Source organism: Rothia sp. HMSC065G12, assembly GCF_001811455.1.
Lineage (GTDB): Bacteria > Actinomycetota > Actinomycetes > Actinomycetales > Micrococcaceae > Rothia > Rothia dentocariosa.
The window spans coordinates 94476-111541 of the sequence record NZ_KV804814.1 but is presented as its reverse complement, the minus strand read 5'-3'; the positions used below and the strand labels follow the sequence as shown (position 1 = coordinate 111541).

The window sequence follows — 17066 nt, the reverse complement described above, 5'->3', positions numbered from 1 at the left end:
GTTAAAACGCTGACACACGATCTTCGCATCGCTCTCGAAGGGGCGAGCGCCGCCGTATACTGTGCATATACCCCGGGAGGATTACATGAGTACTGCCGCCGCGCATCCCGTACCTTTGGGTACGCCTACCACCACAAAACCGTTCCCTATTCCGACGAGCTATTTTTCGGTAGCGCTGGGAACGAGTGCGCTGGGGTTGTCGTGGCGGTACGGTGCTACCGCAAATTTGGTACCGTCCTGGGTAGGGGAGAGTATACAGGCGCTCGCTTCGGCAACCTGGCTGGCGCTGATCGCGGCGTTTGCCGTCAAACTTATAACCCGTCGCGATGCGCTCCAGAGCGAACTTCGAGACCTCGTGATGTGCTGCTTTTTGGCGCTGGTTCCGGTCACCACCATTGAGGTCGGGATATCCGCATACCCCTATATGGCACTGCTCGGATACGCTTTGATTCTTATCGGTGTGCTGGGGCAGCTGGCATTTTCGATGTACCGCACCGCCGGACTCTGGCGTGGAACGCATACGGTTGCGGCGACAACCCCGGTCATCTACCTGCCAACGGTGGCCGCGAACTTTGCCTCCGCGTCCGGGTTAGGGGCGTTGGGGCACCGCGACTGGGCGATGCTGTTCTTCGGTATGGGGCTTCTCTCGTGGTTTAGCGTGGAGGCTGCAATCCTGGGCCGCCTGCGCACCGAACCTGCATTGGATCCTGCAGTACGCGGCATTATAGGGGTTCAGCTAGCCCCTCCGTTTGTGGGCGGTAATGCCTATCTGGCAGCTAATGGCGGGCACGTGGACTGGGTTTTCCTAGTGCTCACGGGTTATGGGGTACTTCAGCTGCTGTTCCTGCTTCGCTTAGTGCCGTGGGTTCTCAAGGCCGGGTACACCATGAGTCTGTGGGGATTCTCCTTCGGATTGGGCGCTATGGCGGGCACCGGAATGCACCTGGTCGCGGTTTCTCAGCTCGTGCAGCTCGGCTGGGCGCTGTGGATTCTTGGCACCGCACTGATCGCGGTGCTTTGGTTCGGGATGCTGATGCTGGCAATACGCGGCAGGCTTTTAGTGCGGTAGTTTCATCGAACACAGATCCTCAGGAACGTGCGGGCTGTAGCGCTGCTTTTCGGGTAGAACGCCGGGAGGTCATAATAGAAGCATGACAACTCAAGGTTCAACACCTCAACCTTCCTCAACGACGACTCACGGCGGGCTTCAGATTCGTGGCGTCGCGAAGAGTTTTGGGGCGGATGCTCACGTTCTGCGTGAGATCGACCTTGAGGTGGAGCCGGGCGAGATGGTGTCGCTGGTGGGTGCATCCGGAACCGGTAAATCTACGCTTTTGCGCATTATTGCGGGGCTTGAGGGAGCCAATGCCGGGCGTATTACCTATGCGGGCCAGCCGTTGAGCGCCGGGCAGGTAGGATTCGTTTTTCAGCACCCGATTCTGTACCCACATCTGTCGGTTCGTAAGAATATTCTTTTTCCAACTACCCTGCGCGGCTACCGCCAAAAGGTCGATAAAAATTACTATACGGATCTTATGGACGCGCTCCAGATTGGCGAGCTTCAGCACCGCAAACCCCAGGAACTCTCAGGCGGGCAGGCGCAGCGTGTGGGTATTGCGCGTGCCCTCATTCGCAAAGCACCTGTGGTTCTTTTCGATGAGCCATTGGCGAGTGTTGATGAGGAACTGAGTGCAAGTATTCGGGCGGATATTGCGCGTCTGCACGCCGAATACAAGTTCACGGGGCTGTACGTGACGCATGATCAGAATGAGGCGCTACAGCTTGGGCAGCGCGTGGCGGTTATGGACGCCGGTTACCTGGTGCAGGTCGATACCCCCGAGCATCTGTTGGCAAATCCGCATACGCTGCAGGCGGCGCGGTTGACAGCATCGCCAGCTCTGAACGAACTGACTCTCACGGAGGGGCAGCATCTTCCTGCTGGGGCTTCGCTCTATGTGCGTGCAACTTCGCTGCGGCGTGTAGAGGGCATTGTTGAGAACCCCTTGGAGAATACGATACCGGTGCAGGTTCAGGGGGTACTCCCGCAGGTGGGCGGCACACTCTACCGCGCTGTAACGCAGGCAGAGGCGACTTTATATGCCGCGTCGCATGACGGTTCGGCGCGAGTTCCTCTGAAGGTTTCCGGTGGGCAGCCCCTCGAATTTTTTGAGCCGGATGCGCTCGCGCTGCCCGTCCTTACATCGGGGGAGCGGGTACAGGTTCAGGTTCCCCCGCATCACTGTTTTATCTTTGCCGACGGCATGCGGCACTATCTGTAAAGCACAAGGTCCTAGAACTTCACCGGCCTCATGAACATAATGAGCTAAAGCAACCAGAACAGGCCTGGTCAGAAAATCGTTTTTATGGACGACAGGCCGAAGAACGGTTTTTCGCATAGGTACGCTTTCTGGGAAGGAAGAACTTGCTTTTGCCGATTTAACCTGTCATGATGATTAGACCAAAGACCGCCGGTCTAGAGCTATGTGCTGTGCGAATTTCGGTATCTTACCGTCACGAAATACAGCATAATCTCTGATAAGAGCAGATTTCCTATCGGGAAATCGCCGCCCGCGCAGGTGCCCGATGTGACAGTTGCATCCTATATGGATGCATTTTCATGCTGTCTGCCTCGTACGTCTGCGCGTCGGGGCATTTTTTATTGCTCCAAATACTGCACTTATTCGGCGACCTTACAAGAATCGGAAGAAGGAACTACCATGGCGACTCAGGAAAAGATCGCTGCAGTATCCGAGCTGAAGGAACTCTTCGAAGCCTCGAACGCAGTCATCCTGACCGAATACCGCGGTCTCACGGTGGCACAGCTCAAGGAGCTGCGCCGCGCACTCGGTGCTGAGACCGAATACGCCGTGGTGAAGAACACGCTTGCTGCTATTGCAGCAAAGGAAGTTGGCATCAACTCGTTTGAGGGTCAGCTTCAGGGTCCTTCCGCGCTGGCATTCATCAAGGGTGACCTCGTTGATGCCGCTAAGGGACTGCGTGACTTTGCCAAGGCAAACCCCCAGCTTATCGTGAAGACCGGTTACTACGAGGGTGAAACCCTGACCGAGGACGATGTGAAGCGCTACGCTGACCTCGAATCTCGCGAGGTTCTGCTGTCCAAGGTTGCCGGTGGCGCAAAGGCTGCTATTGCCCGCGTTGCCCAGGCTGTGGATGCACTGCGCGTCAAGCTGGAAGAGCAGGAAGGCGCAGCCCCCGCTGCAGCCGAGGAGGCTTCGGAGGAAGCATAAGCTCCCCGCACCTCACCGCGTGAAAACGCACCAAAACTTCAACCCGCCCGCCCGGGCAGGGTACTAATAAACCAGACCGCGGGCAAGACCCGCACCTGATAGTGAAGGAGCCACACATGGCTAAGCTGTCCATCGAAGAACTCATTGCAGCTTTCAAGGAACTGTCCCTCGTAGAGGTTTCTGAGTTCGTTAAGGCATTTGAGGAAGAGTTCGACGTTACCGCTGCAGCTCCCGTTGCAGTTGTAGCAGGCGGCGCTGGCGGCGGCGACGTTGCTGAAGAGAAGTCCGAATTCGACGTTATCCTCGAATCCGCTGGCGACAAGAAGATCGCCGTGATTAAGGAAGTTCGTGCCCTGACCTCCCTCGGCCTGAAGGAAGCAAAGGACCTCGTTGACGGCGCACCCAAGCCCATCCTCGAAGGTGCTTCCAAGGAAGACGCTGAGAAGGCTAAGGAGCAGCTTGAGGGCGCAGGCGCAACCGTTACCCTCAAGTAATCGATTTCTTCTCGATTCTTATTACGCTGGGCGGCGCATCCACTACGGATGCGCCGCCCAGCGGCTTTTTAATCCTTAAACACGAAACGTGTTGTTCTTACAATACACAGGAAGGAATCTAACCCCGGAGAAACCTTTAAGCTGTACGCCAGCTGTGGCGATGCTGAGTCTGCCTGTACATCGGACAATAAGAGGCGCATGACCCTAGGGAAGGCGTTCATAGGCTGGTATGATAAACGCTTGAACCCCCACGCAGAGGTATATTGCCAACAGCCGGGGGGAGCAGAGCACAGATATCTGAGAGTTGGAAAGATCGAGACCATGAGCCCGAAGAAAACCAAGACCTCAAAGAACGCATCGAAAGCACGCCCCGAACGAGACCTAGCCCTTGAGGCACAAGACGTTCTGGATACCTTCGGCGCTGCTGTTCGAGCGGACCGCGACTATCCGGCGCTGCATTTAGCGCCTCCGGTAGGAAGACTGAATGACCCCAACGGACTGGTCTATGACGGGCACAACTACCACGCCTTCTACCAGTACTCGCCGCTTCACCCCGAACGCAAAGTGTACTGGCGCCACGCCGTGAGCACCAACCTCGTAGATTGGAAAGACGTGGGGACCGCGCTGGTTCCGAATACCCGCTACGATTCCCACGGATGCTACTCGGGCTCGGGTATTCGCGTGAAGGGTGGTTTCGAGTTCTTCTACACGGGCAACGTCAAAGACTCCAAGAATAAGCGTGAAGCCTACCAGATTCTTGCCACCGCAGGTAAAGATGCGAGCCCCGTTCGCCAGCTTCCGCCGCTTATTTCTGGTCCTCACGATGGCTACACTGCTCATTATCGTGACCCTCACGTATTTGAGCGCGACGGAAAATGGTGGATGGTCATCGGCGCGCAGCGCAAAGATAAGACCGGCGCCGTGGTCGTGTACACCTCAAAGGATCGCCGCGACTGGAAATTCAAGGGCGAGCTGGGTATCAAGGCTAAAGAACTTGAGAAATGCTACATGTTCGAGTGCCCCTCCCTGCTGCAGCTGCGTGACGAAGTCACCGGCGAGATACGGGATGTGCTCATCTTCAGCCCGCAGGGTTTAAAACCGATGGGGGAGAAGTACCTCAACATCTACCAGAGCGGTTATATTGTGGGTAAGTTCAACCCGAAAACCCTCAAATTCAAGGTAGAAACCCCCTTTACTGAGCTGGATGCGGGCTTCGAATTCTACGCCCCGCAGACTATCTCGGGCACCGGAATCTCAGCGGCTCAGGACGCGCCCCACGACGAAACTGTGATGATCGCCTGGTTCGGCAATGCCGAGCAGGACGACCAGCCGTCCTGGTCGAAACGCTGGGTGCATATGATGACCTTCCCCCGCGAACTGCACTTGCGAGACGGTAAGCTCTATCAGCATCCTGTGCCTCAGCTTGACGACGCCATGCCGCTTCAACCAATCGAGCCAGACGAGAAAGGCAAGCTCAAAGAACTTAAGGATGCGCGCGTCTTCCGTCTACGCGGCCGCGTGAACGTTGCCGATGAGCGCGTGAAAATCAAGATTAAGGATACGCACGGCGTGGCGCTGAGTATCGTACTGGATCAGGATTTCGTGCAGATGGATCGCGGCGGAACCCGCTACACCGAGGGAGGCAGCCTGCGCCGCCGTACCCTCAAACGCGCTAAGACCCGCCAGTTCGAGCTGCTCGTCGATGGCTCGGCCGCCGAACTCTTCGTGGGCGGTAAGCTTGCGGCTTCGCTGGGTGCAGAGGTATTTAGCGCCCGCACCTTCTTCAAGGGTGAGAAACGCCGTGTTCGTCTGACCGGCGGGAAGGTTCTTTCGCTGGAGTATGCTCGGAAAAACTAGCCCCATTAGGGAGTTTCATAAGTAGAAAAAATATATTGTGCAGGAGCCTGGGGTTTCATGGTCCCAGGCTCCTATCTTTGGGTATACTGCATGCTAACATGTCAAGCGATTGACATATCACGAAACGGTGATTTTTCACCGCCTTTAACACAGACAGCACCTCGGGGTGCCAATCCAAAGGAGAGTAGCGTGGACCACAAATCAGTGGCAGAGCGCGTGCTGCAGGATGTCGGAGGCGTGGACAACATCCGCGCGGCGGCTCCTTTTGGACTGCTAGCACTTTATCCCTAAGGTTGCTAAGAGCGATACTGTCAAACGCGGTGATATTCTCGCCGAGTTCGATATTCCCGCCATCAAGGATGCCGGGTATGTGCTGGTGACCCCGCTGGTCATCACCAACGCGAAGAAACTCACCACCGCCGTACGTGATGCACAGACTTCGGGTGCCTCGGTTGCTGCCGGTGACAACCTGCTTCAAGTTGGCTTCAAAGAGAAAACTTCGGCATAGATTTCACTGAGCGAGACATAAATTTACGCTTAGAGGTGCATAAAGTGCGTGGCACCCCATCACGAAAATCTCTGATGGGGTGCCACGTTTTTCGTTGTGGTGACAATGGTTTCGCAGAATTCCGCGTTACATTGAATGGGGTGTGACGCTGTAGGGAAATGTGTCGTACCTCCTTGTTCGTTTCTGGTGAGTTAGATAACGTTATATATGTCAGTTTTTTCTGCATAAAAATGCAGAGATTGAGAGGGGATTGAGAACCCAGCCCAGCCGATAGCCAGTACCCATGAAAGGTGATCATCATGAATACCACCCCGTACACCGTCCGCCAAGCTCGTCCAGAAGAAATATCGCAGGTTCTTGACACGCTCACCGAGGCGTTCCTGAACGACCCCTATATGTACAAGGTCTTGGGCGAAAAACCGCAGGAAGATAAACTGCGCGCACGTTTTGAAGTCCAGCTCGAAGGCACTTATCTGCCTCGCGGATGTGTAGACGTCGCCGTTGATCTCGACGGAAAGATTCTGGGTACTGCCCTGTGGCTTTCCCCCGAAAATCAGCAGACCGATGTCAAACAAGAGCTTCGAGATAACGCGAAGTTCATGAGGATCTTGGGACCACGTACTATGCGGCATGTGATGGCTGAGAATCGTGAACTGCACAAGTACCGTCCGAAGTTTAAGCACTGGTATCTGCACACGATTGCGGTACGAAAGGCAGCTCAGGGTCTTGGGGTTGGAACGGAGCTCCTGCGCCACGCGATTGACCGTTTTGACGGTACCGCCGCATATTTGGAGGCATCCACCCCACGCAGTGCCGCTCTGTACGAGCGTCTTGGGTTCATTCCTATGGGCACCTTCGCCTCGGGAGACCCCTATATGGGCATGCTGTACCCTATGAATCTTGAAACCGCTCAGGATGATGAGCACAGCGTATCTGTCCGTGAAGAAGACTCTCACGACGAGGGACATTTCATGATGCGGGAGCTCGCCGGCTCCTCCTCATAGAACGTACCCAATTCATCGCCGCGTGTCTTGAGCACTCGCAATTCTGACGTTGCGAGGGTTCAAGACACGTATTTTTATCTGAAATATTTGAGAGGAAATACCTTAAAGCTTGAGCGGTCGTTTGGGCATATTAGACACGTGATACGGTGTATGCACAACACTCAATCTCGTGCAGGCCGCACCGTGCCACCCAACCGCAGGGTTACCGGCAGAATATCCTCACCGCCCCTAGCATCTGCGGGTTCTGCATCTTCCTCGGTCTCGGCTGCGATCGCCTCCGTTAAACGCCGAACGGCACGCTCGGCAAGAGCATCAATCGGCTGCACCACGCTCGCAAGTTCGGGCAGAAGCGTGTGAACCGTATCCGTGCCGTCAAAACCTATAACCTGAAATTCCTCGGCACTTGCACCCGGCGGCTCTGAGCCCAAGCCAAGGCGAGCGACGCATAGGTATCATTCGATGCGAAAACCGCCTCAACGGGTTGGGCGCCGCGATGCGCATCAAGGTATTCGTACAGCATGTTGCGCTGATGCTCCGATGACTCGTGAAACCCAAGCTCCAGAAAATCCGGTGATAGCCCGGCGGCGGTGAGTGCATCCGCATAACCTCTCTGCCGTAAATTCTGTTCACTGAGGGTCGAGGTAATGTGCAGTATACGCCGCGCCCCAGTGCCGATCAGATGCTCGGTCGCTTGCCGTGCGCCCGCATAATTATCGGAACGAATATTGGGGTAAGGACCGGTTTCGGGGCGATCAATAGCCACCAGCGGCGCCTGTACCTGAGGAAGCTGCGCGACAGCCTGCGAATGAGAGCCGGTAATAATTCCGTCCACCTGATGGGCAAAAAGCATATCTAAATAACGGTGCTCAAGCTCTGGCTGCTCATCGCTATTGCACAGAATCACCCGGTAACCCGCGTTCGCCAAACGCGACTCCAAACGGTACACCATTTCCCCATAAAAAGGATGCGCCACGGTCGGAAAAATAAGCCCGATAATATGCGAACGCCGTTCCTGAAGCGAACGGGCAATGGCATTAGGGCGATAACCTAGCTCGCGGATAGCCGTAAAAACCTTGTCACGAGTCTTCTGGCTCAAATAGCCGCGGTTATTCAACACTCGCGAGACTGTCGTGGGCGAAACCCCGGCACGGGCGGCAACATCGCCGAGTTTGGGCTGTGCCATAGCGCGTCCTTTCGCGTGTCAGATAATCTCCCAACACTATACAGCCTCCCGGATGCACCGAGAACCCTGTGCGAGCACGTGTTTACAGTACGGAATATCTTCCCTCGTGCGGCAAGTTTTTTACTGAGCGGGGATCGGGGTACTGAGGTAACGCGGCCCGTACAGCAGAACGATGTGCGGGCTAGAAAACAGGCACGAGAATTGCGTGCGTGCCCGCCCGCTGGCCGGTCGCATCCACGAGAGCGAAGTGGGTCGCCTGAGCCAGCCCTGAAAGCATATGAGAGGCTAGAGCGTCCAGAGGATACGCCTTACCCTCAGAAACCCGCACCGGCATGAGACGATGCTGAGAACGTTTGCGCAGAGGCGGAATATCTGTAGCGAGTTCGGCCCGATCAAGCGCTGGAATCGGCAGACCGCGCAGCCCCGCCAGGATTACGGGAAGATACGAATATAACGCCGTATACGCCGCTAACGGGTTACCGGGAAGACCCAGCACCAAACGCTCTTGTCCCGCATTCATACCCTCAGTGGGCGCGGGAATCTTTGCCGCCAACGCTGGATGCCCCGGTCGCACCTGCACCGACTCGAAAATATACTCGGCACCAATATCAGTAAGCGTCTGCCGCACCATGTCTACCCCGGACGTGCTCGACCCGCCCGTAAAAATCAGGATGCGCGCGGTCGAAGTCGTCACAAAGGTGTGGAATTCTTCGGCAATATCCGCAAGCCGTGCGGAAGGACGCACCTCGCACCCGGCGGCGGCGAGAGAGACTTCCAGAAAACCTCCGAACGCATCCCGAACCTGACCAGGAGAGGGCATGCCGAAGGTAATAACCTCGTTCCCCGTGAAAGCGCACCGCACCGGAACGTTCTTAAGCACGGGAAGCTCGTCAAAACCATTGACTCCCAAGAATGCCGCGCGCTGCGCCGTAATAAGATCGCCGCGAGAGCTTAGAATCGCGCCGGGAGAAAGCTCCGCGCCCGCATACCGGATATCTGTTCCGGGCTTCGGGGCAGTGTAACCCTCCGCCATGTCAAGATAGTGAATTCCCGAACCGAGCGCACCAGCACCCTCGTACCGGTGGGAATGCTCCTCACGCACAATCGCCTCGGTCCCCTCGGGCAGAAGCCCACCCGTGAGAATCGGGGTTGCCTCCCCAGCGGCAATCGGAACCGCCAGACGGTGAACGTTTGTGCGCGCATCCTCGGGGTAATCCGGCGATACGAGACGCCAGGGCGGTGCACCGGCGACCGCATACCCGTCCATCGCCGAAGAACTATAATGCGGCACAGGCATGCGCGCCGTCAGGTCTTCCGCCACATACCTGCCGATGGTCGCCTGCAGGGGGAGAGCCTCGGTGCTCAGCGTTGGGGTGAGCGCGCTCGCGGCGGTGTGAAGCAGTTCGCGTGCTTCATGCCAGGAAACGGCGGGTGGATGGTGGTGAGACATGGAATCCTCTGCTGAAGTTGATAGTTATTAGTAGTCGAGCCAGCGTGGAGTGCTGTAGCCGAGTTCGTGCGCCTGCTCCCAGGTATCGACGTCGGCAGTATGCGCGGGATCGAGCTCGACGGCGACCGGGGCAAGACGCTTCACAAAAGAGCGCACGGAGGCGTTTGTGCTGCCCTCTGCAAAGACTTCGCGTAGGGGTGCGAACCGGTAGATGCCAACGAGCGGTTGGAAGACTCCCTCCGCTACGCCCCAGTACCCCAGAGTTTCGGTTGATGCATCTACTATGTGCGCGAGAAGTTTCTTCACTGCGGGCGTTATCTGCGGGGTATCTACCCCCAAAATAAGGCACCACGCGGGAGGGGCCTTCTCGCGCGCCGCATAGGCTGCCGCGAGTTTTTCGAGTCCGGCATGAAGCGCCGCCGCAGGACCGGAATAGGGAGGGTCTTCGCGCGTATGCAGTGCATCCGATGGCACCGGCAAGGTTTCGGGGCCTACGACTACGCGCAGCTGTGCCTGCCCGGCGGCATCAAGCGCGCGTTCCAAAAGAGTGTGGGAACCATTGGAAAGTCCGGCCTTCGGGGTGTGATTGAGACGCGAAGATTTACCGCCCGCCACAATAATGGCGCAGAACGTGGGAATCTGGGCGGCGCGGGTTACCGAATGCTGGGTTCGTGTACCGTTATCCGGCGCACGTAATGGGTCATGTGGTGTGTGCACAGAGGTGAGACCTTCCGGGATGATAGCAGCAAGGGTAGCGTGGTGTGCATCCTGGCGGAAAACATGAAGCAACCGCCAAAAGCGAACGACAGCCCATAAGTCTGAGTTTACCCGCCAGCAAAGGGCGGCAGAACGTCTACGCGCGCATTATCGGTGAGCACGGTATCGAGCTCGGAACGGGTACCGTCGATCAGGAACGAGCACTGGTGCATAACCTGCGCGAGGGTCATGCCGGAGGCAGTTTTCCCGGTAAACGCCTCACCCAATTTTTCGACGAGCGCACGCAGGGTCGGCTCGACCAAATCTGTAAGGCTCACCTGTGTCTCGGCAACGCCGGATGCGGCACGTGCGGCAGCGAAGAAATGTATCTGCACGTTTTAACCTCCGATAGCGCTCATTGAGCGGCTTGCTTGAGCGAACTCTTCAATATCGAAATCAGCGTCTTCTTTGCCGTGAGCGCGCGGCTTGAACCACATACCTTCGCGCCACCGCAAGGCAATATCGCGGTCGCTGGCACCCGAACGCAGCAGGTCGAGCAGGTCGGTTTCGGAATCCGAGAAGAGGCAGGAACGGATTTTGCCGTCGGCGGTCAGGCGAGTGCGGGTGCACGCTCCGCAGAATGATTCGGTGACCGAGGCAATAATGCCCACGCGCCCAAGCGAAGCGGCATCTTCGCGCGGGAATCCGGCACTGTCGAGGGCGGTACCCAGCGGGTAGACCTCCCAAAGCTGGGCGGGGGAGTCGCCGCGTTTTTCGGCGACCGTGCCCAGAACGAAGTGTTCGGAGAGCATCGTGCGAATCTGTGCCGCCGTAATCGTTCCTTCACGCGTCCATTTGTGATCGGCATCTAGCGGCATCTGCTCGATAAACCGCAGCTGGTAGCCGCCGTCAAGTGCCCATTGCAGAAGTTCGGGGGCCTGAGCGTCGTTGATACCGGGCATGAGCACAGCGTTAATTTTGATGGGTTTTAGACCCGCTGCTGCCGCGCCGTCAATACCTTTAAGAACCGACCCCAGCTTATCGCGGCGGGTCAACTCGGCGAAGGTTTCGGGGCAGATGGTATCGAGCGAGACGTTAATACGGCTCAACCCGGCATCGGCGAGCGCCTGCGCACGTTTTTCAAGTCCTATGCCGTTGGTGGTGATCGCCAGCGGAATCGTGGGGTGTTCGCGGTGAATTCGCCCGATAATATCGACGAGGTCTGCGCGCACCAAGGGCTCCCCGCCGGTAAAACGAATTTCTTCGACTCCAAGTTCACGAATGGCGATGTCGGCAAGGCGTGCAATTTCAGCGGATGTCAGCAGATTATTTTTAGGCAGCCACTCCAAACCTTCGGCAGGCATGCAATAAATGCAACGAAGATTACATTTATCAATCAGCGAAATCCGCAAATCGGTGGCGATGCGCCCCCACCTATCTAAGAGCGGACCGCGGTTTGTAATATATGGGGTCTTGCGTGCGGGTTTATGTAAGGGCTTTTGGGCGTCACCAGAATTTTCGGGCGTAACAAAAGCCGTGTTCGCATCCTGCTCAGAAGCTAAGGTGCGTAACACGGGGCCCGCAATAAGCTGTGTCCGGCCTGAACCGGCGGTGTATGCCATGGAATGACCTCAAAGAAAATTCGTATATTAGAGGTGACAATTAGATTATTCCATGTCTGCGGGTATGAGGATAGTGTGCGTACCTTAAGTTACATCGAGCGCAAACGTACGGCACATTATTATCGCGGCGGGAATGCACGTTATTGTGCGTCATCACACCACAGGAAAGAAACATACACTATGAAAACTTCGTTGAAGGTTGCCAGTGCCAGCGCGGCACTTTTTGCCTCTGTCGCCATGACCGGATGCGGCTCCAACTCCTCTAACACCGATGCGTCTGCCTCTGCTTCTTCGGCAGCATCCGGATCCGTGTCTGGCAAGGTTGAGGTCTATGCGGCTGCTTCCTTGCGCAATGCGGGTACTGAGCTGAAGGAAGCATTCGAGAAGGAAAACCCCGGCGTTGAGATCACCTACTCCTTCGAAGGTTCATCCAAGCTGGTGCAGAAAATCGAGCAGGGCGCAAGCCCGGATCTCCTGATTACCGCCGATACCCAGAACATGGATAAGGCGGCTAAACTCGATGAGTTAAAGGACGCCAAGCGCGAGGTTATCGCCACCAATAAGCTGGTACTGGTCACCGCCGAGGGTAACCCCGGCAAGATTAACTCGCTGGACGATTTGAAGAACAGCGAAGGTGTTGTCGCCGTATGCAAGGTGAATGTACCCTGCGGTACCCTGGCGGACGAAGAGCTCAAGAAACACCATATTGAGCTTAAGAACGCGACCACCGAAGGCAATGTGAGCGAGGTGACCACCAAGGTCACTACCGGTAACGCGGATGCTGGCTTCATCTATACGACTGACCTTGCCGCCGCTAAGAAAGACGGCAAGAACCTGGGCTCGGTAGACCTGCCGGATGTTCCCAAGAACGAGTACCCCGCAGCACTGACCACCAAGGGTTCTTCCTCCGACGCTGCGAAGAAGTTCAACGAATGGCTCTCTTCGGATGAAGCCCAGAAGATTCTGGCGAAGTACGACTTCGAGTCTCCTCAGGCAAACTAGAATCTTCAGCGCACAACAGCTGTCACGTAACGGTCGCCTCCTGAAAGAACCTTGCGAGATTCTTGCAGGAGGCGGCTGTGTCGCCGCAGATTCCGAAAGACGTACCCGTGAAGAAACATACCGCTTTCACCGCCGTTCCCCGCTACTTTGCCGTTCCCGCACTCCTGGGTTTCCTGCTTATTCTGGGCCCGCTCGTGGGTTTGCTGTACAACATCCCCTGGATGCGCCTGCACGACATTATCGACAAAGAAGTTCTCGACGCCGCGCGTCTCTCGCTCACCACTGCCAGTATTTCGACGCTGATTTGCGGGCTTTTAGGCGCCCCCTTAGCGCTGGTGCTCTCTAAAGTGCTCAGCCGCTCGCGCCTGAAAAAATTTGGGGGAGTACTGTACGCGATTATTTATACGCCCGTGATCCTCTCCCCGGTGGTTTCGGGTTTGGGGCTACTCTTCTTCTGGGGACGTAAGGGCATGATCGGTGAGCATCTGTACCACTTGGGCATCATAATTCCTTTTACACCCACCGCAGTTATTCTTGCCCAAACTTTTGTGGCTCTGCCTTTCTTCGTGGCGACCGCCGTAACAACCCTGCAGGCTATTCCTGAAGAATATGAGCAGATAGCTCGGGTGGAAGGGGCAAAATCCTCCGAAATCACCTATAGGGTGCTCCTTCCCTTAGCAGCACCGGGAATTGCCACCGCTTTCCTGCTTTCCTTCGCACGTGCGCTCGGCGAATTCGGTGCCACCGTCACCTTCGCGGGTAATGTGCAGGGCAAAACCGAAACTATTCCGCTCGGTATCGAATTGGCGATTGCCGGCGGAAGCATGAGCTCCGCATTGGGTAACGCCCTCATGCTCATAAGCCTGTACGTGTGCATCTTTGGGCTGCTTGGCCTATTTTCCGTGGTGAAGAAACTGCGTGCCAAAGCCTCTTACAATAGCTAGTAGATAATTCATCACCATTTGGGAGTACAGATGCACAAGCCCCAGTTCGATGGCACCCCCAGCACCGAAGAGTATCGCGCCTATCTGGCGCTTTTACTGCGTGATACTTTTATTGGTCGCGCCGAAAATCTGCCGCTGGCGCGTGCTACCGACCGTATCCTTGCGCAGGATGTGCTGTCCAGGCTTGATGTACCGAGTTTCGATAACTCCCAGATGGATGGTTACGCCCTAACCGCCGAGGGCGCCAGCCGTGAGAACCGCATCTTTACGGTGGGGCGTGAAATTCCGGCGGGGCGGCCGCTGCAGCGTTCGCGCGCATCCGACGATTTAACCTACCCGATTATGACCGGTGCCCCCATTCCTAAGGGATATGTTGCGGTGGTGCCGGTTGAGCATTCTGAGCGCATCGAATATCCAGACTTACCCGAATCCTTCGGGCGTCCCAGCGAAAAAATTAGGCTCCCTAAAGCGCCCAAAGGGCAGTTTATACGTCGCCGTGGCGAAGACGTGGTGGCTGGGCAAATCATGGCGCGCTCTGGCGAACGCGTGACCCCCGCGTTACTGGGTACACTCGCCGCACAGGGGTATACCCGCGTGACAGTCGCTTGCGGGCCGCGTGTACTGGTGTGCACCGGCGGCGACGAGATTCGCCCCACCCTCACCGAAGACGGCGACGATACGGCCACAGAGCTCGCCTATGGCCAGATTTATGATGCTAACGGTCCCATGCTCACCTCAATGCTGGTCGAGGACGGCGCTGTGGTGCGGCGCATATCGATCGGAGACGACCCGGAGCTTCTGATCGAGCACTTGCGGGAAGAATATGAGACTTTCGCACCGGATATTATTATCACCTCCGGCGGGATCAGCCACGGCAAATACGAGGTTGTGCGCAATGCCATCGCTATGGCACCGTCTTTGGGGCTGCCAATTCCGCTTAGCTGGTTCGGACATGTGAGCCAGCAGCCTGGCGGTCCGCAAGGCGTGAATGTGCTGGATTTCAACGGGCACCGTCTGCCCATGATTTCTTTCCCAGGCAACCCTGTCAGTACCCTTATTTCCTATGTGCTGATGCTTCGCCCCTACCTGCGCGCGGGCGGTCCCTACGGTACTCCACACGAGGTTGCTTCGCGCATGGCGACTCTCGAAAATGCCCCGCGCGGCGTGCTCGTCATTGATAAACCGCTGACAGCACCGGCTAATAAACGCCAATTTTTGCGCGGTAACCTAGCGATGGTTGAATCCGAACCGGGAACCTACCAGGTGGAGCTATACCCCGATGTTTTGCCCGGATCGCATCTGCTGCATCACGCTGCGACCGCCGATGTGCTCATCGAACTGGCGCCGGGCACCACGTACACTGGGGGAGAAGCGGTGCGGTACCACCGCATCCGGCTTACGGATAACTAAACCCGGCTGAACCCTCACCCCAACACAGACCTTAAGGATAAACCGTGACTGAGAAGAATCTTCACCCCGATGCGGCACAGCCAGCTCAAGACTTGACTCATGTGCGCGCCGACGGGTCTGCCCATATGGTTGATGTGACTTTGAAAGACGTCACCACACGCACGGCGCTCGCTGAGGGAACCGTGCACACTCGTGCCGATGTGATCGCCAAGATTTTTGATGCCGATTTGCCTAAGGGTGATGCCCTGCCGGTTGCGCGTGTGGCGGGTATCATGGGCGCTAAACGTACTCCGGATATTATTCCGCTGTGCCACCCGCTGCCGCTGGGTAAAATTACTCTGGATTTTGAGCGTGGCGAGGACTATGTGCGCATTGTGGCGTCGGTGAAAACCCGGGGCGTTACCGGGGTTGAGATGGAGGCGCTGACCGCGGTCTCGACCGCAGCGCTGACGATTTTCGACATGATTAAGGCGGTCGATAAATACGCCGTGATCAGCAATATTCGGGTACTAGAGAAATCTGGCGGAAAATCCGGTGACTGGGCTGTTTAGCGTTTCGCACTTTGCTATTTTGTGAAGCCCCAGAAGGAAAACCTATGAACAACAGCATGAGAGGGAGCACATCGTGAGTGCAGAAGAAATCCAGCTTCCCGAGAATCTGACCGGGCTTGTTATCGTGGCGTCTACTCGCGCCGCCCGCGGTATCTATGAGGATAAATCGGGGCCTATCGCGGTTGAATGGCTGCGTTCACGCGGGTTTAAGACCCCGGACGCCGTCGTGATCGAAGACCGGCAGATTATCGACTACTTCAACTCCCTCATTGCCGATGGGAAGAAGAATAATAACCTGCCCACATTTATTCTCACCAGCGGCGGTACCGGGCTGAACACGGACGATCAGACCGTAGAGGCGGTACGCCCGCATCTGGATAAGGAAATCCCCGGAATTATGCACGCTTTCTGGGCGAACGGTCTGCAGAACGTATCTTCCGCCGTGCTCTCACGTGGGGTTGCGGGCGTGATCGATAAAACCTTCGTGATGACTCTGCCCGGGTCGCGCGGCGGAGTTAAAGATGGAGTGAAAACCCTGGACCCACTCGTGGAGCATATTTGCCGCCAGATGGAGGACTATCATGACCACTAAGCCGCAGGGGCTCGACCACAGTGGGGCGCATGGCGCTGAGCCCACCGGATCGGTAGTCATTTTCACCGATATTACCGAGGAAGCCTTAGAGCCGCTCGCCGCCGCCGCGAAGACTCAGGTCATGACAGAGGCCATGGGCGCCCTTGTTGTATTCGACGGCATTGTACGCAACCATGATCACGGCAGCGCGGTGCGCGGGCTTTCTTATAGTGCGCATCCGCAGGCAAAAGAATATATTGCGCGTGTTGTGCAGTCTGTAGCGGATGAGCTGGAGGGGGTTCGTCTGTGGGCAGTTCACCGCGTCGGTCCTATCGCTATAGGAGAGTCTGCGCTGACGGTGCTTGCCGCTGCGGCACATCGTGGGCGGGCCTTCGAGGCCTGCGAGGCGGTGGCTGACCGTGTGAAAGCCCAGGTTCCCATTTGGAAAGAACAGGAGCTGACAGACGGCAGCACCGAATGGGTGGGCATAGACACCTAGAGACTCAACACATATTCCCGCGAAAGA

17 protein-coding genes and 2 pseudogenes are annotated in these 17066 nt (G+C 56.7%); 14 read left to right on the top strand and 5 right to left on the bottom strand.

Going from position 1 to position 17066, the window contains the following annotated elements; translation table 11 throughout:
- Positions 1-85: 85 nt before the first annotated feature.
- The 8 genes and pseudogenes from tehA (at position 86) to HMPREF2804_RS04750 (ending at position 7111) form a co-directional block, all read left to right on the top strand.
- Positions 86-1069, top strand: coding sequence for a dicarboxylate transporter/tellurite-resistance protein TehA (gene tehA / locus HMPREF2804_RS04775; protein WP_070627510.1), 984 nt, complete (start codon positions 86-88; stop codon positions 1067-1069).
- A gap of 82 nt (positions 1070-1151) precedes the next feature.
- Entirely contained in the window at positions 1152-2279 is a 1128-nt protein-coding gene (locus HMPREF2804_RS04770; protein ID WP_070627508.1) for an ABC transporter ATP-binding protein, read from the top strand.
- 438 nt (positions 2280-2717) lie between these two features.
- Positions 2718-3248, top strand: coding sequence for a 50S ribosomal protein L10 (rplJ, locus tag HMPREF2804_RS04765; RefSeq protein WP_004005327.1), 531 nt, complete (start codon positions 2718-2720; stop codon positions 3246-3248).
- Positions 3249-3364: 116 nt separating this feature from the next.
- Positions 3365-3742 (top strand): 50S ribosomal protein L7/L12, encoded by a 378-nt coding sequence (gene rplL, locus HMPREF2804_RS04760; protein WP_048779622.1) that lies wholly within the window; start codon positions 3365-3367, stop codon positions 3740-3742.
- Positions 3743-4063: 321 nt separating this feature from the next.
- Complete coding sequence (locus HMPREF2804_RS04755; protein ID WP_070627506.1) at positions 4064-5599, top strand: glycoside hydrolase family 32 protein; 1536 nt, start codon at positions 4064-4066, stop codon at positions 5597-5599.
- A gap of 283 nt (positions 5600-5882) precedes the next feature.
- Positions 5883-5948, top strand: a pseudogene (locus tag HMPREF2804_RS11450) (hypothetical protein); the annotation flags it as partial.
- Between the two features lie 21 nt (positions 5949-5969).
- On the top strand, positions 5970-6107 hold the full coding sequence (locus tag HMPREF2804_RS11295; RefSeq protein WP_246824150.1) for a hypothetical protein: 138 nt from the start codon (positions 5970-5972) through the stop codon (positions 6105-6107).
- Between the two features lie 299 nt (positions 6108-6406).
- Positions 6407-7111, top strand: a complete 705-nt coding sequence (locus HMPREF2804_RS04750; protein ID WP_070627504.1) for a GNAT family N-acetyltransferase — start codon at positions 6407-6409, stop codon at positions 7109-7111.
- A gap of 161 nt (positions 7112-7272) precedes the next feature.
- On the opposite strand, the pseudogene HMPREF2804_RS04745 reads toward HMPREF2804_RS04750, so the two are convergent.
- From HMPREF2804_RS04745 to moaA, 5 genes and pseudogenes are all read right to left on the bottom strand, one after another.
- Positions 7273-8294: pseudogene (locus HMPREF2804_RS04745) on the bottom strand (LacI family DNA-binding transcriptional regulator).
- 181 nt (positions 8295-8475) lie between these two features.
- Positions 8476-9744 carry a molybdopterin molybdotransferase MoeA gene (locus HMPREF2804_RS04740; protein WP_070627502.1) on the bottom strand — a complete coding sequence of 423 codons (1269 nt, stop codon included), beginning with the start codon at positions 9742-9744 and terminating at the stop codon, positions 8476-8478.
- A gap of 27 nt (positions 9745-9771) precedes the next feature.
- On the bottom strand, positions 9772-10461 hold the full coding sequence (locus HMPREF2804_RS04735) for a molybdenum cofactor guanylyltransferase (RefSeq protein WP_246824149.1): 690 nt from the start codon (positions 10459-10461) through the stop codon (positions 9772-9774).
- A 107-nt stretch (positions 10462-10568) separates the two neighbouring features.
- A complete protein-coding gene (locus HMPREF2804_RS04730) occupies positions 10569-10835 on the bottom strand; it encodes a MoaD/ThiS family protein (RefSeq protein WP_004005316.1) in 267 nt (88 codons plus the stop codon).
- Between the two features lie 3 nt (positions 10836-10838).
- Positions 10839-12062, bottom strand: a complete 1224-nt coding sequence (gene moaA, locus HMPREF2804_RS04725) for a GTP 3',8-cyclase MoaA (protein ID WP_070627500.1) — start codon at positions 12060-12062, stop codon at positions 10839-10841.
- A gap of 180 nt (positions 12063-12242) precedes the next feature.
- Here moaA and modA point away from each other — a divergent pair, with 180 nt between their 5' ends.
- From modA to HMPREF2804_RS04695, 6 genes are all read left to right on the top strand, one after another.
- Complete coding sequence (gene modA / locus HMPREF2804_RS04720) at positions 12243-13064, top strand: molybdate ABC transporter substrate-binding protein (RefSeq protein ID WP_070627498.1); 822 nt, start codon at positions 12243-12245, stop codon at positions 13062-13064.
- Positions 13065-13141: 77 nt separating this feature from the next.
- Positions 13142-14008: a molybdate ABC transporter permease subunit gene (locus HMPREF2804_RS04715; RefSeq protein ID WP_048754775.1), complete on the top strand. Its 867-nt coding sequence runs from the start codon at positions 13142-13144 to the stop codon at positions 14006-14008.
- 30 nt (positions 14009-14038) lie between these two features.
- The gene (locus tag HMPREF2804_RS04710; protein WP_070627496.1) at positions 14039-15418 is read left to right on the top strand and encodes a molybdopterin molybdotransferase MoeA; all 1380 of its coding nucleotides are present in this window, start codon (positions 14039-14041) and stop codon (positions 15416-15418) included.
- A gap of 44 nt (positions 15419-15462) precedes the next feature.
- Entirely contained in the window at positions 15463-15969 is a 507-nt protein-coding gene (gene moaC, locus HMPREF2804_RS04705) for a cyclic pyranopterin monophosphate synthase MoaC (protein WP_070449058.1), read from the top strand.
- A gap of 73 nt (positions 15970-16042) precedes the next feature.
- Positions 16043-16561: a MogA/MoaB family molybdenum cofactor biosynthesis protein gene (locus HMPREF2804_RS04700; protein ID WP_037231153.1), complete on the top strand. Its 519-nt coding sequence runs from the start codon at positions 16043-16045 to the stop codon at positions 16559-16561.
- Positions 16551-17039, top strand: coding sequence for a molybdenum cofactor biosynthesis protein MoaE (locus HMPREF2804_RS04695; protein WP_070627494.1), 489 nt, complete (start codon positions 16551-16553; stop codon positions 17037-17039). The genes HMPREF2804_RS04700 and HMPREF2804_RS04695 overlap by 11 nt, the downstream gene beginning before the upstream one ends.
- Positions 17040-17066 lie beyond the last annotated feature (27 nt).